Origin of the sequence: Glaciecola siphonariae (assembly GCF_042652645.1) — a bacterium.
GTDB lineage: Bacteria > Pseudomonadota > Gammaproteobacteria > Enterobacterales > Alteromonadaceae > Glaciecola > Glaciecola siphonariae.
Window position 1 is genome coordinate 483021 of the sequence record NZ_JBHSGU010000005.1, and the last position, 26579, is coordinate 509599.

Here is a 26579-nt window from a genome sequence, read left to right on the forward strand (position 1 = left end):
ATTGAGTTAATTGCACTAAAATGCTGTATATTCCGCACTCATTTTTTTTGACTGTAGAGCGCAAGTTTTGGCTTTCACGCCATGAAATTAAGATAAATGCGACTTAGCTACACAGGATTACCTATGAAATTTTCAACGCTCAATCTCGCTGCTCCTCTTGCTCAAGCTATTGCCCGTTGCGGCTATGATGAGATGACACCGGTGCAAGAAAAAACCATTCCCAATGCAAGACGCGGGATTGATTTGTTGGTTCATGCGCAAACAGGCACGGGTAAAACTGCAGCTTTTGCCTTACCGATTTTGCAGCAGATGCTCGACAAACCAAAAGATCGAGCATCGGCAAGCCCTCGAGCCCTTGTGCTTACGCCTACTCGAGAACTTGCCGAACAACTCGCAGAGGCCTTTGTGCGTTATGCGCAATTTACTCAGCTAAGCATTTGTGCGGTTTATGGCGGTGTGAAAATGGGCGGGCAAAGTAATAAACTCAAAGCGGGTGTAGATATTCTCATTGCAACACCTGGGCGCTTGTTAGAGCACATGGCGCTAAACAATCTTACGCTCGCGAATGCAGAGTTTGTGGTACTCGACGAAGCCGACCGCATGCTCGATATGGGCTTTATAGGCGATGTCACTCAAATCATGGAACATACCGCAAAGAAACGCCAAACTCTGCTGTATTCAGCCACGAGTTCGCCGGCGGTCAACGAGCTTTGCCACAAAATATTGAACAATCACAAAGAAGTGCGCTTAAGCAAAATTAATGCGACTGCTGACACAGTAAATCACGTGATGTATCCGGTAGAGGAAGCGCGTAAAATAGACCTGTTCAAGGCGCTACTAAAAGAGCACAACTGGTTTCAAATACTAGTATTTACAAGCACTAAAGAGCAAGCCGATAGGCTTATGGCGGCGCTTAAGCAAAGCAAGATTGAAGCGGCTGTGTGTCATGGCGACAAAAGCCAAGGTTCGAGAAGACGCGCGCTGGCAGATTTTAAGTCTGCCAAGCTTCAGGTGTTGATTGCAACTGAGGTAGCCGCTCGTGGCCTTGATATTCAAGGGCTCGATTTTGTACTTAACTACAATTTACCGTACTTGCCCGAGGATTACGTGCACCGTATTGGTCGCACGGGGCGCGCCGGCAATACCGGCAATGCCATTTCATTTGTAAGCAGGGAAGAAGAGCGAACAGTTGAACGCATTGAAACGCTCATTGGCACAAAAATTAAACGCGTGGTGAAAAAAGGCTTTGAAGTGAGTGACCGCAAAAGCCTGCTCAAAAGTATTTCAAGCAAGCGCCGCGTGAGCAAAACTAACAAAGTGAGCACCACACGGATCACTGGCAACAAAGTCAGAGCCCGCAAGAAAACGTAAGCAGGATGACAGACAAAGAGCTGAGGTTATTTATCTTCGTTCTTGAAATGATAGGTTAAGCCAAGCCATATTAGGTTGTCGTCAAAATCGCCGTAGCTATATCGCTCCCATTCAAGGTTAGCCTCAGTGCGATCGGCAAATTTATACGTTACACCTAGCCCCAACAATAAATCGGTGCCGTCTGTTGCGGGCAAGCTCGGTAGTGACTGATTCGCAGTTACGTTAAATGAGTCATACTCGCCCTCCCACTGAAACACACCCGCTCTGCCATACACAAAATAGTCTTCGGCAGTGTAGAAGCTATATACTAACGCCAAAGAGAAACCGTCTACCGCGCCTGGCCTAACCGCTCGGGCAACATCAAAAAACCGAGCTGGGTCGTTAGTGACGGTAGAAAATGCCACCTCAGCATCAGCTAGTCTGGTGTAGCCAAGTTCTAGCGCAAGCTTTGTGGTTAGAGATGCACCGATGCTTGCTTTAAACGCGAGGCGGCTATCATCCTCATCAATGTCAAATACATCAAAACCAAGCTCGTTAGCGGCACCCTGCACATCTAAATCAGAACCCCCAATAGCGGTGCCCACTGAGCCGCTAATGTAAAAAAACTTAAACGCACAATCATCGTTCTTGATTCGCTCAGCGCATCGTGACTTGTTAGTCAATGGCGCGTTACCAGCGCTCGCGCCTGCCTTATTGTTTTGCGCAGCGGCATTCATACTCACAAAAACACAGCTAAGCAAAATCATGAACACAGTTGTCAAAGTCGTTGTTCGTCTCAATTTGCACATTGCTCTCATCTAATTTCTCCACGCATTGTTTTTGTTGTAATTTTTGTCGTAATTTTCATAGCAATTATCCGCGGGAAACGCTCTGAACGAGCGGCTCAGACTTGGCGCTGACGCTAATCGACGCCAAGCCGCAATGATCAACAGCATAGTGATAAAATAAGCACCTAAACTTCCGCCGTCTGATTTATTTTCAATGCGCACCGTTTGAGCCGCGATATTGATAGTAATCACTGCACTGTCGGTTAAGCCTCGTTCGTCGGCAATCGTATAATTAATGATTGCTCGCACTACAGAGCCAGAATTTGGCGTAAACTCTATTCTTCCGTCTGCTCTTATTACCACTGTACCGTCGTTTGAGGTCGCCTCAATGATCTGAAGCGGTCCGTTTTCAGGGTCGCTATCATTGGTCAGTGCGTCAATCGTTATACCCGTGCGAGTTTGAGCATTAAATACGTCATCCACTGCAATGGGAGGGAAGTTGTTTTTCACGGTAACGCGAATAACGGCTATGTCGGTGCCGCCGTTTGCGTCAGAGATACCATAAGTTATCTCGTCAATACCTACAAAGCCTGGGGCTGGTATATATACTACCTCCCCGTCTTCAACGGTAACCGAACCGAAGAACGCACTGACCGAGGTGATGGTCAACGGGTCATTTTCCGGGTCGGTATCATTTGCCAAAGCGTCTATCGTAACCGGCACATCAACAAACGTCTCTATCGCATCGTCTACAGCATCAGGTAAAGAGTTCGGCTGTACAAATACAACGCCGACAAAACCGGGGTCTATCACATTTGTATTTGCCACGGCATCTGCATCGTTCGGACCGCCGTCTACAATTTGCAATTGCACACACCAATAGCCTTCTATCAAGCCATTCTCCCATAGCGCATCACCAGGAGGAGGACAGAAACCAGGTTCCCCAGGCGCCGAAGACAAGGTGTTCTCGCCGCTTTCATCAAAGAAATCCCACCCGTCTGTTATTGTATATTTTCGATACACCGCACCTGTAGGAATAGGTCTGCGCTGCGGCAAGACAACACGATATGCCTGACCGGCTTCAGGCAGGCCATATGCGATAAAGTCAAATATGCCGCCAACGTTTGTTGCTATAGGGTCAGGGCTAATATTGTTTAATTCACTTAGCAGTGACTCATACAGCAAGGCCCCGCCACTTTGCGTACCGAAGGCAAAGTTGCCAATCCGTAAACATACGCCAGGGTCACCCTCGACGAGATAGCGGTCGATTGAGCGAGCCTCTTCTGGCAATACATTACACTCCGATGTGGCATCGAGATAATCCGCGATACCATCTCCGTCGGTATCATTGAATCCCTCTATTACATCCGATATTCCGTCCAAATCTGTGTCGTCGTCTCCAAGTACAGGGAAACTGTTCACAATTTGTATGAATATCACCGTTGTGTCGCTAAAGCTTGGATCATCAATATCGGTAATACTCACATTGATTTGATACACGCCCGGGGCGATACCTGACGGATCGAAGGTAAAGGTGCTATCGTCCACATCAATGTCGCTTAGGGTGAGCTCAGTATTCGACCAGTCAAACTGATATTGATTGTTCGGATCAGGATGCCTTATCGCGCTACTGATCACGACAGGACCACCGTCAGCGAGCACAACGTTACGCGTTTCACCGTTTTGTGTGGGAATTAAATCAATCTCTGGGTCGATGTTGCTCTCACCAATGTTTACCACATGCACAAAGCGGCTACCGATGTTCACTTCATTAGACAAGGTGATAACGACCGTTTCAGTGCCCTCTTCTATACCATCACTGAAACTATCGAATTCAATAAATGTTTCGGTAACGTTATCAAAAGTAACACTTCCTGATATCAGTTCATGATCAGATGAATCTGCCGTGCCGCTGACAGTATAAGGCACCTGCAATGGATAGCTTGGCGCTTCGCCATTTAGGTGAACAGATACTCGTATACGACTGCCCTCCAAAACGGTTTGGTCATTTTGAATCGTGATCAATGGGTTAACAAAGACGTTTTGGCTGGCGATAGTTCGACGGCCTTCGCTATCTTCGGCCACATAAAACACGGTATTGACACCCGGCTCGTACAGCACTAAACCGTCTATGATAGATACTGGTAGCGGATTACCATTGCTATCTACGGCGCTCGCCACGCCTAAATCCACTTTAGTAAATAAGCCGGTTGCATCAATAGTGATATCCGCAGGCACATCAATCACTGGGTTCAGACTTTGTCCATCGCGGCCAACGCTGACTAACACTCGCGCTGTAGACCTCAATCCATCTGCATCGGTAATGGTATATTCGATAATGTCATTTCCAACAAATCCAGTGAGCGGCACATACACCAACTGACCGTCAACAATACTGACACTGCCAACCGAAGCGGTAGCGCCTATAATTGAAAGTGCGTCACCGTCGGGGTCTTCATCGTTCGCCAACACGTCAATGATGAGCGAAGTTTGTGAGCTATCCATGTCAACAAAATCGTCGTTCGCGATGGGCGCATCATTGACCGGTGCAACTTCAATCGTTACGGTGGCAATCTGAGACGTCGCCTGGCCATCACTCACCTCATACGTAAAGGTAGTAGTGCCCACAAATCCCTCTGGTGGAATGTATGTAAAGTTTGGCCCGCTTCCAGACAGCACACCGTTTGGCTGTGTCAAAATGGTATACGTTAATTCATCGTTTTGCTCATCAGATGCGGTAATGTCAAGTAATAGACTCGTATCCTCATCCGTAACAAAATCTAAATCAAACGCTACGGGTGGCGTATTATCAATCACCACATTTATGGTCACCTCAGCGCACACTTGAGCACCTTGGTCATCCTGTACGCACACCTGTGCAATCACCGTTCCTTCAAAGCCCGGTGGTGGCGTGAAAGTAACGGTTCCGTCTTGATTAATCACAATAGTGCCCACAGGCACAGTGGCACTGCTTAAGCTCACATTGGTAGAGTCTACGTCCTCTACAAGGCTCAGAATATCGATAATAGAAGCGTCATTGCCCGGCACCGTTACGTCAAACGGCTCTAATTCAGGCTCGTCATTTTCTTCAGCGACTGTTACATCAATGGTTGCGGTCACCGTGCCGCCATTGCCATCGTCTAGGGTGTAAGTAATTAAAGCCGAACCAACGAAGTTCTCAGGCGGGGTATAAAATACGGTGCCGTCTGGACCTACTGTGACACTACCTTCATCAACACTGATACTCGATATAGTAAGCGTATCATTATCGGCATCTGAGGCAGCGTCAATCACATCGATATTTAATACCGTATCTTCTGCTATTGTTTCGCTGATATCTTGTGCGGTAGGCGCATCATTTATCGGTGTTACTGTTACCGATACGGTGGAGCTAGCCATTTCACCGCTAGTATCTTCAATCACATAGTTAATAATCGCCGTACCGTTAAAGTCTGCATTCGGTGTGAAGAGTAAGTCACCGTTTGCGTCAATACTCACAATACCGTTTGAAGAACTCGCCTGCACCACGGTTAAGGCTTCGTTGTCAGCGTCGGTATCATTTGCCAATACGTCTATGGTAACGGCTTGATCTTCACTTGTTGTCGCGGTATCAGGGTTGGCAACAGGCGCATCAACAGTCGCCTGAACGTTGATATTGACTGTAACAGGCACTGACCCACCATTTCCATCATCAACAAAATAGGTGATAGTGACCGGGCCATTGAAATTAGCATCAGGCGTGTAGGTAAGCGTACCGTCCGCATTCATGCTAACCGAACCATTCGAGACCACTATGTTGGTGATGCTCAATGGGTCACCGTCAATATCACTTGCATTTAGTAATGGGTCAATAATAAGCGCAGTGTCTTCTAGTGTGACTAAGGTCTGGTCGCTCGCAATCGGCGCATCATTAACCGGAGTTACCGTTACGGTAATTGTTCCAGTTGCTACCTCTCCGGTGCCGTCACTGAGCGTATAGTTAATGCTCGCTTCACCTGTAAAATCGTCATTCGGTGTAAATACTACATCGCCATTACTATCTATACTGGTAACACCATGCGGCGATACGGCTGCTGTAATTGACAGAGGGTCACCATCAGGGTCGCTATCATTCGCTACGGCATTTATCGTTACCGGCGTATCCTCGGGTGTGGTGGCGGTATCTGGGTTAGCCACAGGTGGGTCAATGGTCGCCTCAACGTTGATATCGACCGTCACATTGATCACTCCGCCATTTCCATCATCAACGGTATAGGTAATGCTAACGGGACCATTAAAGTCTGGGTCGGGCGTAAATGTGATAGTGCCGTCGGGATTTGTCACCACACTGCCGCTACTTGGCGTGATTGCCGATACGGTAAGTGTATCGTTGTCTAAGTCTATACCGTTGGCGAGCGGGTCGAAAGTGACCGGCGTATCCTCTAGCGCTTTTATAATCTGGTTAGGTACAAGCGGAATATCGTTAACCGGTGCAACAGTAATGCTGGCGGTACCAGTATCGACTGCGCCTGTGCTATCAACCACGGTGTAGTTAATTATCGCTGTACCGTTGAAGTTAGGATTAGGTGTAAAGACAACATCGCCTGATGGCAACACTGACACGGTGCCGTCGTTCGAGCTTGCATTGGCTACTTGTATTGTGTCGCCGTCTGGGTCACTGTCGTTTGCGAGCAAATTAACCGTTACCGCAGTATCTTCTGTGGTTGTCGCGCTATCGGCATTAGCAACAGGAGGGTCGTTCACTGGGCTTACATTTACCGTTACCGTAACGGGCACCGAACCGCCGTTTCCATCATCTACGTTATACGTAATGGTCACCGGACCGGTATAATCGGGCGCTGGCACAAAGTTGAGCGTTCCGTCAGGATTGATGCTTACAGTGCCATTTGAGGTGCTTAAGTTACTGATGCTCAAAGTATCGCCGTCAATATCATTGGCGTTTAACAATGGGTCTATTGTAAGAAGCGTATCCTCTGGAGTGGTAAGGCTCTGTCCTGCCGCCGTTGGGGGGTCGTTAACCGGCGCAACGTTCACCGTCACCGTCGCAGTATCTGTACCGCCGTTGCCATCATCAACTGTATAAGTAATAGTCGCAACACCTGTGAAATCTTGATTGGGTGTGAAAACTACATCACCATCTGGCGATATGCTGACTGTGCCTTCGCTTGAACTGGCGCTGCTAACACTGAGTGTATCGTTATCAGCATCTGTGTCGTTAGCGAGAACATCAATGGTCACAGGCACATCTTCATTAGTATTGGCAGTATCTGGATTTGCCACCGGCGCATCCGGACTTGGCGTAACATTTACCGTCACGGTTCCTGTTGAAAAGCCACCAGCACCGTCTGATATGATGTAAGTAAACACTTCACTTCCAAAGAAGTCTGGTAAGGGCTGATAGTCAATAGTACCGTTTAAGGCATCTAACGAAATGGTTCCACCCGCACTGCCCGCACCAACCGACACAATGCCAAGAGACTGTCCAGAATCTGCATCAGTGTCGTTTGACAGTGGCATAATGGTGATGGCGCTGCCATCTTCGTTCATTGTAAGCGTATCGTTGCTCGCGATTGGCATACGATTGTTCAAAACAAGCACTACATCGTTACTTGCTATAGTTTGAGCTAACAATATTTCGTTGTTGTATACGAGGTCGCTACCCACGGTAAACGATTCAGTGGCAGCGGTAGGCACAACACCCGAGCTATCAAGCTGAACTGACAACACATAACGCGCAAAATCAGCATCATTGTCGGCGCTGTTTATGTTGCCTAAGTTCAAAGAAACAACACTGCCATTGACGCTTACCGGCGCAGACACAAAACTGCCGCTGGTGGTGCTATTAACGTTTCCAGGATTGTTACTTGCACCTAGGGCACTATCAAACTCTCGTTTAAGCATGGCGCTAGAACTTACAAGCGTAAAGCCAGCAGGGAGCTCAAACTGTAGTTGTGCGTCTCGTGTCAAACCAGCAGGTACAGTCGCGCTTAGCTCTAGTGTGGCGACTTCTCCCTGAACAAGATTGTTGGCGACCGTGGCACTGTCTGACGTATTGGTCAAGGTAGTGCTTAAGGCATAACTAGGCGCGCCAGTGACCGAAACATTGATAAGGGTAGGCGTTGCCCCATCGCTGAGTTCGCCATTTGAATCGGAGTCAACGCTAGTAAAGTTATTTCCAGACACATTTTGCTGTGATGAAATCACGGTATTTACCGACAAGGCATCAATCACAACATCAAAGCTAGTGTTGACGGTTTCTCCCGGCTGAATACTGCCAACATTCGCCTCGAAACTATTCGGCCCAGCACTGCTTATTACGCCTCGACTGGTTTGTTCAGAACCGGCTACTAAACTAGTATCGGCCGGCACAGTTTGCCCCGAAATCACATCATTGGCTGCGGTAGCACCGGTATTGGTAACGCTCGTAAGCAAACGCACGGTATCGCCCGGGTCAACTAAGCCGTCACCATCTATATCATTTGTTAATACATAGGTTTGCGACACCACAATTTGTGGCGTCGGCGTAACATTTGCCGCTACCGCAGTAATGGTTGTTGCTTGTGCGCCGTCGGCAGCGTTACCGTTGCTGTCCGACAAAATGCGCTCAGTCTGGTCGCTTTCTAAACTAGCCTGAACACTAAACAACTCAGAATTAGGATTTGCATCAAAATCGACAAGGGGCGCATCAATAGATACTTGCAATGTCACTGTCACACGCTCGTTTGGCTCAACTTGTGCCAAGGTAACATCCACGTTTGCAGCATTTACACCCGCACTGTCGGCAGGGTCTGGCGGTCCGCTTACGGTTAAACTATTGGGCACATAAGATAAACCGGCTGGTAGTAAATCTGCGAGTTCTACCTGTGTTAAGGCCATGCTACCGATGTTGCTGATGGTGTAGCTAATCTCTAGCACATCGCCCTCGCTCACCGCCATATTCGCATCTACGTCATTTAACAAGCTAATACTTTGACTTAACGAGACAGACGGCGTCAGCGTGCTCACTGAGCCTACGCGTATTTCATTGGCTTGATCGCCATTGGCGTCATTTCCATCAGCATCGGTGAGCTCTGGAATGGTGCCATCCGAGTCAACAACGCCCTGTGCCTGAATCAGAGTGCCGGGAGGCGTGCCGGCGGCCACTTCAAAACTGAAGTTGATGTTTGTTGTTGCGCCCGGCTGCATTTCTCCAATATCAACACTCATACCTGAGGTGTCGTCTACTGTGCCACTTGAGCTACTGAGTGAACCCGCAACATAAGCTGTGTTAGCCGGAACAGCTTCATTGAACGTCACGCCCGACACGCGCGGACCATTGTTAGTCACCACAACGGCCTTATCTAATCGGTCACCAGGGTCTGCTAAGCCATTGTTATTTACATCAAGCGCTAACGTTAGGCTTTGTGTAGCGTCAATAAAGCTAGAGTCATCCGACATTACAAGCAATGTGCTCTCAAAGTCATAACTTCTATTTTGCGTTTGCGTGCCAGCGACGGACGAATGCACGCCATTATCAATTTCAAATTCAAAGTTTGCACCAATAGCAGCACCGTTATTTAACTGCGCCTCAAATACAAAGCTGCGCAAACCGTCTGCTGTTGAGAGTGTTCCCACATCCACGATGAGTCGCGTAGGGTCAGTATCGTCAATGATGCCAGGGCCGGCTAGGGTGCCCGCTTGATAGGTAAATCCGCTTGGTACAACAATTTCAAATTCTGTATCAAATGCATCTGCAGCCAAATTAGCCGCGCTAATGTCTACCGTGAATGTTGCAATGTCTCCAAGAGTAATGACGTTAGAGCTTGCGCTGATAGTGGCTGTTACGCTGGGCTCAACAATGTCAATATCGAGCGTACTTGGCCCAACATTGGTACTGCCGCCGGACGCGCTGGCACTGTTGCTCAACACAAGTCCGTCTACGTTGGCTGGAATATCTTGCACACGCGCTTCTAAGGTCACTACAATGAAGTCATTGGTATCATCAGCATCGGCAACATTCGTTAGCGTGCCAAAATCAATATCCACGTTATTACCGGCGCCAGCAAGACCCGACGCACCTCCGGTGTAGCTTATATTTGTGCCAGACTGAATATTAAGGTCTACAAACGACAGGCCAGTTGGCAATGCATTGGTGATCAGGGTATTTGAAAGTTGCCCCTCGCTCACATCTAAGCGAATATCGATAAACACCGACTCTCCAGGCGCAAAGTCGTTGTCAGCATGGATTGGATTGAGCGTAGTCTGGATCGCAATGTCATTAGCCAAGGTAATCGCGCTAGATGCGGTTTCATTGTAATTATCCAGCGTGCTGTCGTTATCATCATCACTGTTGGCATCTGCGCCAGAACGACTGTCTGCCGCTTGATTACTGTTGTACGATACATTCAATGCATTGCCTAACTCAGCGCCTGCACTGGCGGTATTGCTGACTATTACCGAGTACTCAAGCGTGATAGAAGACGATGGCGGCATGAGCATATTGCCAGACAGCGACAGCGTATCATTACTCACCACGCTCGTGCTTTGAGCAAAGTCAGCATCACCTACCGGTTGATTAGTGCTAGAAAGGAGCACTTCATTGTTTGGATTCACTACGCTGACATTAATAAAAGATGAGCCTGAGGTAGCGCCACCAAAAAGGTCTGCTTCAAACACGTCCGCAAAGCTTACGTTATAGGCGGTAGCCTGCGCAGATGTATTGCTGACTTGCGTTCTGTAGGTAATGGTATCGCCCGCATCAGAGTCGATGGCGCCAACAATAACGGTTTGAGCTAGCTCTATATTTGCCTCAACAACGAGTGTTGACGCTTCAGCGCGTGGAACGTTCTGGCCACGACTGGCGTAATCTAAGCTAGCTTGGGCACTTAATCTTGTTCCATTTTGATTGCCCAAAATATTATCAACAATCACATCAATTTCGATGCTTAAGGTTTCTGCATTAACACTTGCGTTCGCTATCTCACCAAAATTTAGCACTATTTGGCTAGTGCCGGCACCCGGCGTTAGCACCGGACTTAACGAACTCGAAAACCCAGTGGCTGGCGGCGTTAATCGAATAGGAGCGTTGTTATAGCGCAGGCCGTTTGGCAACTGCAAGGTCACGATAAAATCTTCAGTCGAACCGGTGGGTAGGCCGATTTCACTGGTTAATGTAAGCAACTCACCAACTTGACGTGTATCCTCACTCGCTGACAAATTAATTGATGGCGATTCTGCGGTCACCGTTGCTGTATTAATCATGAAGTAATCGTTGACCGATTGCCCTGAGGTATTCACAACGCGCTCACCTGTTCGCTCACCGTTATCAGCATTCGGTAGCCCGGGCGTTGCGTTAGCCGTGCCCTGCGTGCCCGGCAAAGAACTAGCTATTGCAGTCGCTCTTGACGTAGCTTGTTCTTCGAACCGAATTGCCGGGTCAACAGTCGCTTCAAGTTGTATCGTGATGTTTTCATTCGGGCCGAGATATTGCTCGCTCGCAGGCAAGCAACTCGTGTCTACCGTAAGCACTTGCCCTGACAAGGCAGCACATGCGGCAATGTTTGTGTTACCTCGCGACAGGACGGCCGACTGCAGCGGCAGGGTTACAGGCGTCAACTGGGACGGAATTTGTTGTTCAATTTCAAAATCCCACGCTCGAAGATTGAAGGTGCCTCGCAAGTTACGTAAAACCACTTCATATATTACGCTGTTACCGCCTGTTACTGTTGACGGGCGAACAGTATGACTAAAGCGCAGATTGGGCTCACCGATGTTTGCGCGAGCAGATGTGCTATTGTTTTGCGCCACCGACGCTTGATTAATATAAGCAATTTCAGCAAGCACCGATTTTCTGTTAGCCCGATTGTTTACCCGTGTATTTTCCACAAGAATGTCGAAGGTGATAGTAATGGTTTCATCATTACTGTCGTCATCGTTGTTGCTTATGTCGCCTAAGTCAAAATTGAGCACTCGACCGTTAATGACCGGGACAATCGCTGCGTCGCTTGAACTAAGCGCACCTTCATTTGCGCTAGTTAACGAGGTGTCAAAGTCAGCCTTAATGAGTGCTGTCCCGTCAAGATAAGCGAAGCCGTTTGGCAAGCTAACAGATAGCAAACTGTTAGCGGGGTTGGCAACGGTGAGCCCCTCTGGCAACTGCGCATCAAACTGATAAGTAACCACCTCGCCTATTGCAAAAATGTCTCTAGATGTTGTACCCGTCCAACTTTCACTGGTGTTAATCACGCGCAGATTACCGACAGTTGGGGCAAGTGTGTTTAAGATTTCGTCGTCTGAACTGGTGCCGACTCTCTCTACCGCTGGCGCGCCGTCTAGACTGGAACCCGTTGCATTGCTGGTCACGGTAAAGTTAGAACCGCTTCTCACCCCATCTTTCACAATCGCACTGTAGCTAAAGGTAATGCTGTCATTCACATTCAGCGTTTGGTTACTTGCCGTATACGATACCGTGGGCGAGCTGTAGGCAAAGGTATAGGGGCTAGGAGTGGTCACGGCGCTAACAGTTGTTAAATCAAATAAGTCGCCGTTTACTATGCTGTCAAACTCAACATCATAGGCTGGTGCTGTGCCTTCGTTTGTAATGGTAACAACAACCGTCACCTCATCTCCCGCTTGAAACCCACCGGTAGCGCCGTCAGCATTAGTAGCGACAGTATCTACACTTAGCGAATGTTCAGCAAAATCGCTACTTACATTCGATGCTGCGATGGCGCCTATTCGGTCAGTAAAATCGGCGTTTGAGGTAAGTTGCTTAGTTTGAGTTGAGGTGATTGCCTCGTTAGAAGTTGAATCCTGAACTAACGCATCGAAGGTAAAGCTAAAGGTATTATTAGTACTATCGTTGTCAGGATCAGTTACCAGCGTGCCGGCAAAACTAATCTCTACTTGCGGACCGTTATCTACCGTACCAGTAGCATTCGCCGACGGCGATGTGTCAACGGTGCCGCCAAAAGATGAATCGTCTAACGCTATGCTGCCGGCAACAAACGAAAATCCGGCGGGCAGACCTAAGTCGACCGTGAAACCATCAATCTCACTTTCAGGGAGCGTGACCTCGGTAGAATATGTAACTGTATCACCCACAACCACGTTGCCAATAGACCCCTGCGGGCTCACTGAGTCAACACTTGTGCTGATGCTTAAGTTGTCTACGGTCAAGCTCTGTTCGGTTTCGAGATCAGGAAATGGAGCAGCAGCAATGGCAGCAGCCCAACTTGCTAGGGCTTTTGAAGTTATGGCCTGCACGGGAATAACATTATCGGATATTACGCGTTCAAAAATCACTTCAATAATGGCATTAGGCGCAACAGGCCCGGTAATGGTGAAGTCTTCTGTTGCAAATGAGCCGGTAGTGCTTGCCGTCACGCCTCCAATTTCAGCAGACACCAACACCGCGCCTTCCAAACCGATAGCTGAAGGTACTTTTACCGCCACATCAAAAGCATCTGCACCACCTACATTAGTAAGCTCAAGTGTATATTCAACAGTGCCACCAGCGTCTTTTTGAGTCGGTAGAGTTTGCGTTAACGTCCCTTCTAAAACTGGTGCTCGAGCCTCAAACGAAGCAGGGCTCACTAAGGTATTTTGCGCGCCGTCGGTGTTCGTATTAGATACCTGCATGATGTTGGTCAAGGTTAATCCGTCGGCGTAAGGCGACGTGCCTATAACTGCATCGATATCGTATTCAATGATGCGACCAGCTATATTGTCTACATTGCTAAATGCCAGTTGAATAGAGTTAGTACCTGCATCGATAAGCACTGATGTTGGCGATAGACCTAAAGTGTCGTTTGGACTAAACCGTATATCTTGAGAAAAAGTCGACGAAATATCACTTACATCAAACACTGCCAAAGGCAAAAAGTCGGTGACGGTAAAGCTTGAAATATCCCCAGAAGGTACGTTTATTCTCAGGCGAAACGTTATTCCATTACCGGGGTCAAAATCTGTCGCACCGCCCACAATAGTTTTGCTAATCGAGATGGGGCTGATGCTAACGCTCGCACTCGAACCTTCTGAACAAGAAGAGGCGCCTGCGGTTAAGCCATATGATAGGCTGCTGCTAACGGGCAGAGTATCGCCGGCAAGAACAGCTTGTGCGCTTTGCCTGAAGACTTGTTCGACTACTGCCGTATAAATGATTTGAATAGACTGACCCGCCGACGCGCTGATGCCTGCCGCGCTTAGGTCGTATACCACCGATACTGTGCCGTCGGCATTAGTTGTGGTGCTTGGCGTAATCGTTTGTGTTGTGCCACCAACAGACAGGCTGGTGTGACTATTAAATGCAAGTCCATCGGCTAGAGTATCGCGTACGATAAGTTGATTTGGCGTGCTGTATGCACTTATTTGGATATTATTGGTGATAGTAAACACGTCACCAGGATTCACCGCATTGCCCGTAACCTCTTGTTGCAAAGTAATGTGCTTGGCAACAAAGCTAGCATTGTTACTCGCAGACGCCAGAGGACTGCCCGGAGGGAACTCTGCATTTGCATCGCCTTGATGCAAAATAGGCAAAGCAGCACAACTTGCGCCATTTAAAACATCGTCTACCACCGCGGTATAGCTGATATGCAAGTCGTCATCAGCAGCCGTTCCTGTCACATTGCTGCAGTCTACTGATAGCGTTCCGCCGTTAGTGCCTACGGGAGGTGAAGAGTTAAGCGTGCAGCCTGTTCCACCCGTAATGGTGGGAACAGAGCTTGCGAGCATTTCGTTTTGCAGTAATTGCTCAATATTGACTTGCGATATAACACTGCCATCAGCAACGTCTATTTTGTGGATAAAGGGCACATTTACAGCTGGATTAGGTGCGATTTCTTGTTCTGGAGAGGCGGCGGTAAACGTGTAATCGTAAAGGGTCGGCGTGATAGATGCAGTATCTACCGCGCCAACAACAGGGCCATTTGCGCCTGTTGGCGTATCACCGAAACGATATACGGGCGTAATCGAAACATCCAGCGCTTCGCCAATGACCGCGGCAGAGGCAATTGTGACGCATAAGTTTGTACTTAAATCTGGTCCATTTTCTACGACAGAACCCACGCTTTTGCGTACAAGAAAAAACGACTGACCGGGCGAGCCAGTTACCATTGTTTTAGTGAAGGGGTCTTCTAATTCAAAAGGGGACGTGCTGGGAAACACCCCCACATTTGTAACGCTCAGAGCGCTGCCAAATAAACTTGCCGAGTTAAGGGTGAGATTGTCGTCTGCAACAACTCTAAAATAGGGGCCAAACCCGGCAGCACCGGTGTGAGAGAGGCCGGCGTCAAAACATACCTGTTCTCCGGCTAAACCTTCAGCAGGCAGGCCATTAGAGGCAACCGGAGTAGTGGCGAGAGCGCCAGAAGAAACAAAGGAGGAAATCAACAATGCCGAAATGGCCGCTATTTTACCGCGCGTTTTCATAAACGTACTCGCCTAAATGTGTCCAAAACTGCGCCATAAATGGCGCTTCCTAATTGCGAGTACTAATTTGCCAAACTGGCAACAGATAAATCTTTGATTATCAACAGAGACACTATAATGTCATTCGCTTCCCTGCCAATACGATATTATCAATCTCACATATGTCGTTGTTTTTATTGAGAGAACTTATAGTATTGTTATACAAACGTCAGACGAACACTTCGCCCCCGTTTTTTATTATGCGTTTCTCAACCACTATTCAATAACAGAGTGCATATCGCTTTTGTAGGCCCTAGAACCAGAGAGCAGGCGCCTAATAGCGGTATTACAATAGCAAATATACGGCGCTAAGCAATATAAGGAGCATGAGAAAATACGAACTCTATACTTTAGTTGCAAAAAGCACATAATTCTCTATCTTCGCTATTCGCTAGGTGCTTCGTTATTCAAAAGCAGTTATCCAAGAGCAAGCTAGCGCTTCAAGACGCTAACATACTGAGGTATGGCCCTTTATACCCTACGAAGTAGAATTTTTTACTATCCTATATGATCTGAGATTGTGGCTTTTAAAATGAATAGAGATTCTGAACTAGGTTTTACGCTGATAGAGTTGATAATAGTAATTGTCATCCTAGGTATTCTGGGAGCGGTTGCTGCGCCAAAATTTGTGGACATCGCAGGCGATGCTCATAGGGCTCGGTTAGAAAAACTCGCCAGTGACCTAAAAACAACAGCCAACTTAGTGCACGCAAAGGCGCTTACACAAAAGAAAGCTAAAGGATTGCAAGAAGTTGAAGTGGATAACGTTACTATCGAGACTCATTCAGGTTATCCGTCAGGCTGGTTCGACCGTTCAGTGAGATTCCTTATTTCATTAGACGACCAATTCAATACCCAACGCTCGAATATGTGCAACAATGATTGGTGCGGATATGGAAATGCGACACAACTTCCTGACGGCACTCCAGTGCAAGGAAGGGCTGCGATTATTTTCCCAAATGGCTATGATGCAACCAAAAAATGCTATGTAACTTACAACAATGCTGAGGATGGCGAGGCGCCCACCGTTCGCATTTTCTCGAGCGAGTGTTAGGTAATATATTCAAGGAGCATCGTTTGCTCGTTCAACATCCCCCTGTTATGGTGTAAAGCGGATTTACGGCAAAACAGGGGATATTATGGCAATTCGATGGGGTAACTACCGGGTTAAAGGTTTGTATGATGAATTGGTACGCACTGCTGGAAAACCACGGGAGTACTCACAGGCACTTTGCGATTATCTTGCCAACTTAAGCGACAAAGAAGTCAACGAACTTAAAGCAGCAGCAGATTCTGCCATTCATGTAATGGGCATTACATTTAGAGTATATAACGATGAAGAAGGCTCCATTGACCGAGCATGGCCCTTTGACATCGTTCCTCGCCTGATTGATAAAAAAGAGTGGGACGGCATCGAACAAGGGCTTAAACAAAGAGTAAAAGCCCTGAATATGTTTATTGATGATTTGTACAATGACCAAAACATCATCAAAGACGGCGTATTCCCTGCCGAAATGCTAAAAAAATCTAAGAATTTCCTCGAACAATGTAAAGGATTTAGCCCGCCTCACGGTATTTGGGCTCATATTTGCGGCTCTGATTTGGTGCGCGACAATCAGGGCGTAGTATACGTACTGGAAGACAACCTGCGAGTGCCTTCTGGCGTATCGTACATGCTTGAAAATCGCCACGTCATGAAGCGCGTGTTTCCTGAAATGTTTGAAAAATACAGTATCTTGCCAGTCGACGACTATGCATCGCAGCTATACGACATGCTCGTTGAAATGTCGCCTCGACAAATTGAAGAGCCAGAAATTGTAGTGCTTAGCCCCGGCATTTATAACTCCGCCTATTTTGAACATGCCTACTTAGCGCAGCAAATGGGAGCTGAACTAGTCATTGGAACTGATCTTGTTGTAGGAGACGATGATTGTGTTTATATGCGAACCATAAGCGGTTTATCACGGGTAGATGTTATTTATCGGCGCATTGACGACTGGTTTATTGACCCAGAAGTGTTTGATCCTGAATCTTTGTTGGGGGTTCCGGGCATTATCCGCGCTTGGAAGGCGGGTAATGTGGCCCTTGCAAATGCGCCAGGCTCGGGCGTTGCCGATGATAAAGTCGTGTATGCTTACGTGCCTAAAATTATCGAATACTACCTTAAAGAAAAAGCCATATTGCCGAATGTGCCAACATACAAATGCAACAATAAAGAAGAACGAGAATATGTGTTAGACAATATCGCCGAAATGGTAGTTAAACCCGCTAACGAATCGGGCGGATACGGCATGTTGATGGGCCCGCATGCCAGTGCGGAAGAGCACGAAAAATTTAAGACTCTTATTGAAAAAGACCCTCGCAATTATGTCGCTCAGCCAATGCTTACCTTATCAACCGCGCCCACCATGGTTGGTACCAAAGTTGAGCCACGACACCTAGACTTGCGACCATTTATACTGAGCGGTAAGAACGTGACGGTTACCACTGGCGGGCTGACGCGAGTTGCCATGGTAAAAGGTTCGATGGTAGTCAATTCCTCTCAGGGTGGCGGCAGTAAAGACACGTGGATAGTCGATATGGAGGGAGATTAATGAATATGCTTTCAAGGGTAGCGAGTAACATATATTGGATGGCACGCTATTTAGAGCGAGCTGAAAATACTGCGAGATTAATCAATGTAAACTCCCATTTATTATTAGATTTACCGGCGCGCGTTAAGCTTGGTTGGGAGCCTATTGTTGATATTTTGTCATTCAGAAGCACGTTTTACGACAAACATGAAGTGGCAGATGAACACAACGTAGTTAGCTTCATATTGACCGACTTCGACAACCCCGGCTCAATCGTGAGTTCCTTAAGCGCAGCGCGAGAAAATGCACGAACCGTAAAGGAAATATTGCCTGCCGAAGCGTGGGAACAAATAAATGAGCTTTACCTATATATCACAGAGAATGATAACTTAGCCTTTGGTCGACGTACTCGATATGACTTTCTGAAACGTATCATTCAAGCAAATCAATCAATTACCGGTCTTCTTACCGGCACAATGACCCATGACGACGGCTATGCGTTTTTGCGCATTGGTCGTAACCTCGAGAGAGCTGATATGTCGACTCGGATTATTGACGTGCGCTCTGCGTCTTTGCTGCCCGACATTGATGATGAGTCCAGCGCTTTCAGTAATATTCAATGGATGAGCGTACTTAAATCGATGAGTGCCTATCAAATGTATCGTCGGGAAGTAAGAGTTCGAATCAACAGACAGGACGTACTGGCATTTTTGCTTTGTGAGTCTCGCTTTCCTCGCTCGCTTCTGCACAGCCTCGAGCAAATAGAATACTCGTTATCGGAGCTGCCGCACAATAAAGCACCGGTTGATAAAACTCGTCAACTTAGGAGCTATCTATTGAATGCTAATCCAGCTAAATTAAAGCAAGACAAGCTACATGAATTTATTGACGACATTCAAGTTGGCCTCATTGAAATAGATTCAAGTCTCAATGACACTTATCTGTGATACTGTCGCACGCTTAATCTTCCAACTTGGAGTGACTGTTTGAAAACTTTTGTTTGCCGGTGTGACAACACCTTACACTTCCCAAACACCTCGTGCGTGAGATGTCATTCGGTGCTGGGATTTTTACCTGACGTGCTCGAACTTGCACCGGTAAACCAACTAAGTAACTCTGAGTATGAATCTCATATTAGCGGCAATCGCTATCACAAATGCATAAACTACAGCGAACATGACGTGTGCAATTGGATGGTCGACACGCAAGATAATAATCCCTTGTGCCGCTCATGCAGACTCACTCAAACCATACCCAACCTTGGTGAAGAGAAGAACCTCAAACTGTGGTTTAATTTAGAGTCGTCAAAACGACGATTACTCTACACGCTTATGAAGCTCAATCTGCCGGTGGTTAGTAAACAAGAAGACGCCACCAAAGGCATTGGATTTGCGTTTTTAGAGGACCAAACAGAAGATGCCTTTGGCAACGAGCTTTTTATCAAGCAGTACGTAACCACCGGACATAGCGGCGGCTTGATTACAATTAACATTAATGAAGCTGACCCATCGGCACGGATTGAAATGCGTGAGAAAATGCAAGAACGCTACAGAACCTTGCTCGGTCACTTTAGACATGAATCGGGCCATTATTACTGGAACTGCCTGATTGAAAATAGTCCGTTTATTGAAGAGTATCGAGAGCTTTTTGGCGATGAACGCATAGACTATCAACAAGCCATGCAAAGCTACTACAATAATGGACCAGCTAACAACTGGCAAAATGTATGGATCAGCGCTTACGCTAGTATGCACCCATGGGAAGATTGGGCGGAGACTTGGGCGCACTATATGCATATGGTGGACACCTTAGAAACCGCTAACCAGTTTAAATTCAGCATTGCTGGCAGCCAGCTAGCTAATCCGCTTCATGCGCATTTTTATAATAACGCGCTTACAACTGAGAAGAACTTTACCAAGTTATTTGACGACTGGTGCAAACTTACCGCCGCCCTAAATGCGCTGAATCGTAGTATGGGTTTGGATGATGCCTATCCGTTTGTCATATCCATTTCCGCCTTGAAAAAGCTACGTTTTGTGCATCGAGTCATTGAAGAAACGTCGTTCACGCGAGACGACTAAGAGCTGATGCCAACATTATTGAGCTTCAGTCTGATGGCTTTTCCCAATCAAAACGTGGCAAACGCTTGAATGCTCTTTTTAAACCCTCGTTCCATTGCTTTTGTAGCGATTTATACATAGGCGAGTTGTGAGTGAATGTACTCTGATAAGGCCCGCTTAAATCGTTGCTGGTATGAATGGCTAGCTCAATGGGCGGCCCCACGGAAATATTGCTGCGAATTGTTGAGTCTAGAGAAACTAGTGCGCAACGCGCTGCGTCTTCAAGACTTGTACTGGGTGAAATGACTCTATCAAGAATCGGTTTACCATATTTGTTTTCACCTATCTGTAAGTAGGGCGTTTCTGGCGAAGCTTTAATATAGTTCCCTTGAGGATATACGTGAAAGATTGCACAAGCCTGCCCCTTCAACTGCCCACCAACAATAAAGCTGCACTCTGCACTCATATTGCTTTTTTTCATGGCGGCTTCATGCTTGCTCTGCTGCGCCTGACTTAACTCCCCAATATAGTCGGCTATTTCATGCAGATAGTTAGCTTTGAGTAAATTAAACCCTGTATTGTCAGTTTCTAAGTCGCTGGAAATACGATTTATAACCGCTTGAGAAGTCGCTAAACTACCCGCGGTGAGTATATAAATGCAGCGGTTTTCTTTAAACAAAAAAGTGTGCATCTTGCTATGCGTTGCTACATAGTCCACGCCCGCATTTGTCCGTGAGTCAGATGCGAACACAATCCCTTTGTTTACATGCAACGCTAAACAGTAAGTCAAGGTTAATCCCCCAGTTTATCTAACAGCGATTATATTAGCCATGCTTTAGCTCAGAGCAAGCTATACGATATATACCCTCGCTAAAAATCTTGCAGATTAATTTTTGCTAGTGTTTTTACCTTTGGCAAATTAGCCTCAATGTTTTTCTTTCGGAAATCTGCCGCTGATAAATGCTCATACATCATCCGCGCAAAGTCTGTCGGGGAACTAGGAATATCATCTGGCTTTATCTGACACTCAATGCTGTCTAGTAGTTGCAATGGCCCATCAAATTTCCCTGCATAAGGAAAACAAGTTGTTGGTACGCCAACGCCAATCGGGAAAAGGCCCATATGCAAGGTCGTTGAAAAATAATAGTAACACTTCGACATTAGTGCTTTTAATTCACTTGGATCGCCCAAATACTCAGAAAAATATGACAGCGATGGCGCTTTCTCAACTATGCGTTGGTGGATTGCTTCTCCATACTTTTTCGCATCTCTATCGTTATTGGGAATAAACAGTACTTTTTTCTCAGCTTTAATTGCCAACTCGTAAATGGCTTGGGCATAAAAGTCAAAACGAGCGTCATTATTTTCGTTGGCAGAAAACAACAGATTGTTGAAGCTAAAGCCTAGAATGTTGCCTGCGTTCGCATTCAAAAACTCATGTAAGTTTGCATCGTCTCTTATCGCGCTCGGTTCAAACAAATAAGAAAGGTCAGCGCTACAGTGAATACGCTCAATATTCGCTTTTTGTAGACGCTCGAAAGACACAGGGTCTCTGGCAACCAAGTGAACGTTCGGTGTAAGCTCACTTACCCTTTGCTTCAGAGCGTCGCTTACCTCGTTGATACTAAAACTCATGACATTGGTTTTAATGCCAAGACGGCCTGCTAATTCTGCAGCATACATTTTTGCTGCGGCATCTGAACGACTATAATAATCATCAATGCTGTCTGCCCCAATAAGGTGAACACGCTTTGCCGTTTTTAAATCAAAGAGCCACGTTAAACTCGACGCTAAGTCTCTATTTACCTTAAACAATTTTGTGTGTTTGTCAGTGATGATTAAATTCGGAAATTCAGGAAACTCTTGCACATAAGAGTCTGTCATTTGCACCAGCACAACATCATCTTCGTATTTGTAAAGCTCGCAAAGTGCGCCGAGTACTAAACCTCTGTCGCCAATATTGATGTTGTTAGGAAAAGGCGGACAAATTAGAAATACTTGTGATGGCTTTGTGAAGATGCGCATCAACTTGACGAGCACCGTATACAACAACACAATTAACGACTTAAGGAAATACTTCACATTCACGATACTACTCCATGTATATCTATTAAAAATTGGGACTAAATCACGTCTTATGGCTGACTCTGTTTTCAGCTTTCATTTATGGTCTACGTTTATGGTTTCGGGTTATAAAATGCTAGCCACTTGGACGTGCGAGCTAAGGCGTCATCTCTTGATACAGGTTTATACGCTTTAACATCCTCTTTAAATTGCTCGCACGAGACTAATGCTGAGGTTGACGCACTGATGGGCGAGACAGCGTCGCTTTTGTTTTTTGATTTATACACCACGCCACTGTTGTCTCTGAGCTTATTCTCAACCGAGGGCAGCTTAGCTACTAGCCATCGAAACGGCTTTCCAATCAATGGGCTCTTAAAGACTTTAATAAACAGTTTGCGAAGCTCTTTGGATTTAACAAGGTCTTTGGCATCTTTAAAGATTAGCTGCAAAGTATTTTCTGACGAAGCAGTCTCTTGATGCACTTTAAGCTTGCCTATTTCAAGTTTGGTCTCAAAGGCATGAGTGAAATATGCATAAAAATCTTGATAGGTATTTTTGTCATCATCATTTATAAAATAAACCTGACGAGCTAATTTTTCGCTTGAAAGGCAATGCAGTATTGCCATAACCACATTATCTACGTAAACCGTGTTACTCGGACACTGCGCGGTACTCTGCGTAAACGCCATACCTTGCTCAACAGCTTGGCGTCCGGCGCCTATATTGAAAAGCGGAGAATAGGGACCGTAAATATTGGTGGGCCTAAGTACTGCGCCTGTTAAGGTTTTACGTTGCAGCGCGTCTAATACAATTTTCTCAGCGTCACGTTTGGCGCGGCTATAAATATCATTGCTGGTACTAAGGCGAGCGTTGTCTTCGGTCATTTTTTGCTCCGAAGATGCTAAATCTACGCTCGCTAGACTGCTTATGTGCACGAACTTGCTTATGCCGGCCTCCTCGGCCAGTGTAATGAGGGTTTCGGTGCCTTTTACCGTGGTGTTGTAAATTAATTCGTCATCACCATACGCCGTGCCAACCGCGCAGTGTATGACCGAGTCACAACCCTCTAAGGCTTGTTTAACACTACTAGGGTCGTTTAAGTCGCACATGCGCATGGCAACATCATAGCGTGAAATACGTGTGGCATTGTTAGGGTTATTTACCGCTGCAATTACCTTGCAATCGGTACGCTCTAAAAGCGTTTCAACGATGCGGCCGCCTAAAAATCCGGTTGCTCCGGTTATCAGAACTTGTTTAACCCCGCTTAGATCTGCAATAGAAAGCGCAGATGTATCGCCCCAATCATAGTTAGTTTGTGATTTTTCTGCGTAACATTGGTCAATAATTTGTGCGGCTGCGATAACGCTGGCACATGATAACTTTGGCTCTGTGCTCTGCTCAATTGCGTGCAGAAAATCATCGTGCTCTTTTGCAAAGGTCTCAAACCATTCTTCGTCTTTTGTATCGCTTGACTCGCATTCATATACCACCGAAGGTGTTGCGACATCTTTTGCTGTGCTTTTAGGGAGATTAGGCAAAACCTCAACCTTGAATCGCTCACCAACTGATAAACGCAGCGCTGCTTTTTCACAAAATACGGTTAGCTCTCCCCCTAGCTTACGAATCCTTGAGAGCTTTACATCACCTTTAATTTTTTGCCGTCCAAATTGAAAACTCAATTGCATTTCGCAATCTGTTTCGATGCCGCTTACCGCATCATCGCTATATTCTAAAAGAGATACTTTATGGCCAAATAATTCACACAGCCAATCAAGCGCGTGTGGTCCAAGGTCCATAAGTACGCCGCCTCCGGCGAGTTCTTTTTTCATATTGCCAAGAGAGCTTGCGCTCCAACTGTAGGCATCGCCCCACAAAAACTCAAAGCTCTCAGCTTTTCCCCAAACCCTATCGGCAATCAGCGATTTTAAAGTTTGTAGGCTCGGATATAGGCGACGATAAAGCGACACACTTAACACGCAGTTGTTTTGTTTGGCAAGATCAGCAAGAGCAATAGTCTCTTCTACGCTAAAGGCAACCGGCTTTTCTACTAGCACATGCTTTTGTTTTTGTAATAAACCTTCGGTGATTGCAAAGTGAAACGCCGCCGGAGTGGCAACAATTGCAGCATCATACTGAGCGACAGGGATTTGCGACAAATCTGTAAACGTATGCAAACTAGGATATGCATCTTTCAAAATCGATAAGGTTTTTTCAGACTTATCGACAATCCCAGAAACCTCGACATCATCTCTTCCTAGCAGTATTGGTAGGTGCCATTGCTGCGTTATGGCGCCTGCACCAATAATTATGACTCTTTGCTTTTTCATACGAGTTTTCCGGTCCCTGTGTTTTCCTTCGAATTAGCATAGACTTGAGTACGAAACGCTCTCGCCCACCCCAATCATTTATCACGCTACGATATCTTGATACGACTACGCTTTCAACGATTCTAGTTTTACAAAATCGTCCTAAAAATTTCCGTACTTGCTGTTTTTGCTGTTAGTGCTTTGGTGCGCAAGATGAATATGCGCCAAGTAATTCACTTCAACGCTTCTATCTCTAACAGCGCTTGCTCGATAGCAAATATATGTTCATCGTGCTCGCCGTGCTTTCGAAGCGCTTCGGCTAGGTCGTAGACATAGTCTTTGTTTTCGCCGCTTGGCCCCTCACTTTCATATATATGGCGAGCAAGCTCTTCGGTACTGGCGTCACCTAGAAAGGCTTCGTTATCAGGCGTTGCCATGTAAACAAGGCCGCGCACAGTAGAGCCTGTTGCGAGCGTAATATCAATTTCTTCTCTTAAGTAGCCGTTTTTTTCACGATGATCTAAATGCTCAAAGACGTCTGGCGTCACTCGGTACGCCATGCCAAAACAAAGGGTGTTGCCTGAGGGGGTGAGTGTGGCTACGCGGCCGGGGCTGCTTGGCGTGCCGCGATGGTCACTGCTACCTTGCCACATTCTGCGCTCATAACCTTTAATGTGCGCGGGCGATTTATCGAGATACGGAAAATCGACTTTATAAATAAGTGAGCCATATCCAAAAACCCAAAGCTCTTCAAACTCGTCTAGTTTATGGCGCCCACTGTTAAGTGTTTGCGTGTCGTAAGTCATAAAACTCGCTTAATTTAACAATGCGTCAGTTAACAATACTTAATTAAGCGATGAAGATAACAAAAAATGCCAAGCAAGGCAGATTATTCTTAGCTTGCTTGGCAATTTATTTAACAAAAACGATTGTTTTGCGTTGGCGTCAGTTGTTTAAGGTATCGTAAACGTTAGCCGACATACTCTTACGATTACTGTTGTCGACAGAGCGTACTCTCGCTCCCCAGCTCCACCAGCGCCGGCCTGTAGACTCAGCAAAATCTATGACTAAACCATTTGCCGACACGTTATTGATAATGGGTGCATACACGCCACCAACACGGTCGTTATTAATGTGCTGACTGTGGTTGACTCGCTCACCTATCAAAACAGGAAAATGATTGGCGAGTAGCGCAGAAGGTGCGCGCGCTGAGCGCAGCACGCCGTTGTTTCTAATGCCCGATGAGCATGAATTATAATCGCCTTTTCGATTTGAACCGCATGCGCTATGCAAAGGCACCACGCTGTCGTCTTCACCTTGAATGAATGGCTTGGTAATGCCTGCAAATTCAGAGCCGGTGCCAACAAATCTCAAACGCGGTACACCTTGGTTTCCTTGAGCGATTCGTCGAGCATTAGTAGGGCGTAAATCATTTACAACCCCTAAACCAGAGCTGCTTGGGTCAACCCCTAAAAAGGCACGCACTACTTGGCGGATTGTAAAATCGACGAACCCACCGCCTGAGGCCACATTCGCCGCTAAGTCGGCCAACTCAGTGCCGCCGCCTGCTCCGGCAAAATCAATTACTGCCAATACTTTAACGCGGTTTCGGTCAATGCCCCATTGTCCCAAGCGATTCAGTGCATCGCGCAATACTAAATCACCCGTTGAGTGCGTTACCCACACGCAGCCTTGTATGCACAATCCACTTGCCTCTAAACGCTCGAAGTGGCGCTTAAATTGGTCTTTTACACCACCGCTCACTCTGTCTGCGCTTGAGTAATAGTGATGTTCATCGGCACGTGAGGTCCAATAATCTGAAAAGTAGTTTCTGGATTGTTGCAATAAAAAGGCTTCATTAGGTGGGGTATTTTGTAAGTCTGTAAACTGAAAACCATGCACTAAAATCACTGGTTTCCCAGCAATAGCAGCGTAACAGCCGGTCGATACAAACAGCAGGGTGAACAACATGGTAAGTGTTTTCATAAG

General features: G+C 46.6%; 12 protein-coding genes. 5 read left to right on the forward strand and 7 right to left on the reverse strand.

Annotated features, from left to right (window positions below):
* Positions 1–123: 123 nt before the first annotated feature.
* Complete coding sequence (locus ACFO4O_RS13270; protein WP_382409296.1) at positions 124–1371, forward strand: DEAD/DEAH box helicase; 1248 nt, start codon at positions 124–126, stop codon at positions 1369–1371.
* Positions 1372–1397: 26 nt separating this feature from the next.
* On the opposite strand, the gene ACFO4O_RS13275 is transcribed toward ACFO4O_RS13270, so the two are convergent.
* Positions 1398–2123: an outer membrane beta-barrel protein gene (locus tag ACFO4O_RS13275; protein ID WP_382409615.1), complete on the reverse strand. Its 726-nt coding sequence runs from the start codon at positions 2121–2123 to the stop codon at positions 1398–1400.
* A gap of 45 nt (positions 2124–2168) precedes the next feature.
* On the reverse strand, positions 2169–15548 hold the full coding sequence (locus ACFO4O_RS13280; protein ID WP_382409298.1) for an Ig-like domain-containing protein: 13380 nt from the start codon (positions 15546–15548) through the stop codon (positions 2169–2171).
* 571 nt (positions 15549–16119) lie between these two features.
* On the opposite strand from ACFO4O_RS13280, the gene ACFO4O_RS13285 reads away from it, so the two are divergent.
* From ACFO4O_RS13285 to ACFO4O_RS13300, 4 genes are all read left to right on the forward strand, one after another.
* A complete protein-coding gene (locus ACFO4O_RS13285; RefSeq protein ID WP_382409300.1) occupies positions 16120–16641 on the forward strand; it encodes a prepilin-type N-terminal cleavage/methylation domain-containing protein in 522 nt (173 codons plus the stop codon).
* Between the two features lie 85 nt (positions 16642–16726).
* Positions 16727–18181, forward strand: a complete 1455-nt coding sequence (locus ACFO4O_RS13290; protein WP_382409302.1) for a circularly permuted type 2 ATP-grasp protein — start codon at positions 16727–16729, stop codon at positions 18179–18181.
* On the forward strand, positions 18181–19107 hold the full coding sequence (locus ACFO4O_RS13295; protein ID WP_382409304.1) for an alpha-E domain-containing protein: 927 nt from the start codon (positions 18181–18183) through the stop codon (positions 19105–19107). Before ACFO4O_RS13290 ends, ACFO4O_RS13295 begins: the two co-directional genes overlap by 1 nt.
* Before the next feature lie 39 nt (positions 19108–19146).
* Entirely contained in the window at positions 19147–20241 is a 1095-nt protein-coding gene (locus tag ACFO4O_RS13300; protein ID WP_382409306.1) for a zinc-binding metallopeptidase family protein, read from the forward strand.
* Between the two features lie 25 nt (positions 20242–20266).
* Here the strand turns inward: ACFO4O_RS13300 and ACFO4O_RS13305 are convergent, their stop codons facing one another.
* The 5 genes from ACFO4O_RS13305 to ACFO4O_RS13325 form a co-directional block, all read right to left on the reverse strand.
* Entirely contained in the window at positions 20267–21010 is a 744-nt protein-coding gene (locus ACFO4O_RS13305) for a proteasome-type protease (RefSeq protein WP_382409308.1), read from the reverse strand.
* An 80-nt stretch (positions 21011–21090) separates the two neighbouring features.
* Positions 21091–22302, reverse strand: coding sequence for a polysaccharide pyruvyl transferase family protein (locus tag ACFO4O_RS13310; RefSeq protein ID WP_382409310.1), 1212 nt, complete (start codon positions 22300–22302; stop codon positions 21091–21093).
* Between the two features lie 95 nt (positions 22303–22397).
* Complete coding sequence (locus tag ACFO4O_RS13315) at positions 22398–24611, reverse strand: NAD-dependent epimerase/dehydratase family protein (RefSeq protein WP_382409312.1); 2214 nt, start codon at positions 24609–24611, stop codon at positions 22398–22400.
* 212 nt (positions 24612–24823) lie between these two features.
* Positions 24824–25396: a gamma-glutamylcyclotransferase gene (locus tag ACFO4O_RS13320; protein ID WP_382409314.1), complete on the reverse strand. Its 573-nt coding sequence runs from the start codon at positions 25394–25396 to the stop codon at positions 24824–24826.
* A gap of 139 nt (positions 25397–25535) precedes the next feature.
* A complete protein-coding gene (locus tag ACFO4O_RS13325; protein ID WP_382409316.1) occupies positions 25536–26576 on the reverse strand; it encodes a hypothetical protein in 1041 nt (346 codons plus the stop codon).
* Positions 26577–26579 lie beyond the last annotated feature (3 nt).

Bases quoted from the DNA above. Each gene is read 5' to 3' on its own strand.
- ACFO4O_RS13325 (WP_382409316.1), bottom strand. From the start codon at position 26,576: ATGAAAACACTTACCATGTTGTTCACCCTGCTGTTTGTATCGACCGGC.
- ACFO4O_RS13290 (WP_382409302.1), top strand. From the start codon at position 16,727: ATGGCAATTCGATGGGGTAACTACCGGGTTAAAGGTTTGTATGATGAA.
- ACFO4O_RS13295 (WP_382409304.1), top strand. From the start codon at position 18,181: ATGAATATGCTTTCAAGGGTAGCGAGTAACATATATTGGATGGCACGC.
- ACFO4O_RS13285 (WP_382409300.1), top strand. From the start codon at position 16,120: ATGAATAGAGATTCTGAACTAGGTTTTACGCTGATAGAGTTGATAATA.
- ACFO4O_RS13270 (WP_382409296.1), top strand. From the start codon at position 124: ATGAAATTTTCAACGCTCAATCTCGCTGCTCCTCTTGCTCAAGCTATT.
- ACFO4O_RS13320 (WP_382409314.1), bottom strand. From the start codon at position 25,396: ATGACTTACGACACGCAAACACTTAACAGTGGGCGCCATAAACTAGAC.
- ACFO4O_RS13315 (WP_382409312.1), bottom strand. From the start codon at position 24,611: ATGAAAAAGCAAAGAGTCATAATTATTGGTGCAGGCGCCATAACGCAG.
- ACFO4O_RS13280 (WP_382409298.1), bottom strand. From the start codon at position 15,548: ATGAAAACGCGCGGTAAAATAGCGGCCATTTCGGCATTGTTGATTTCC.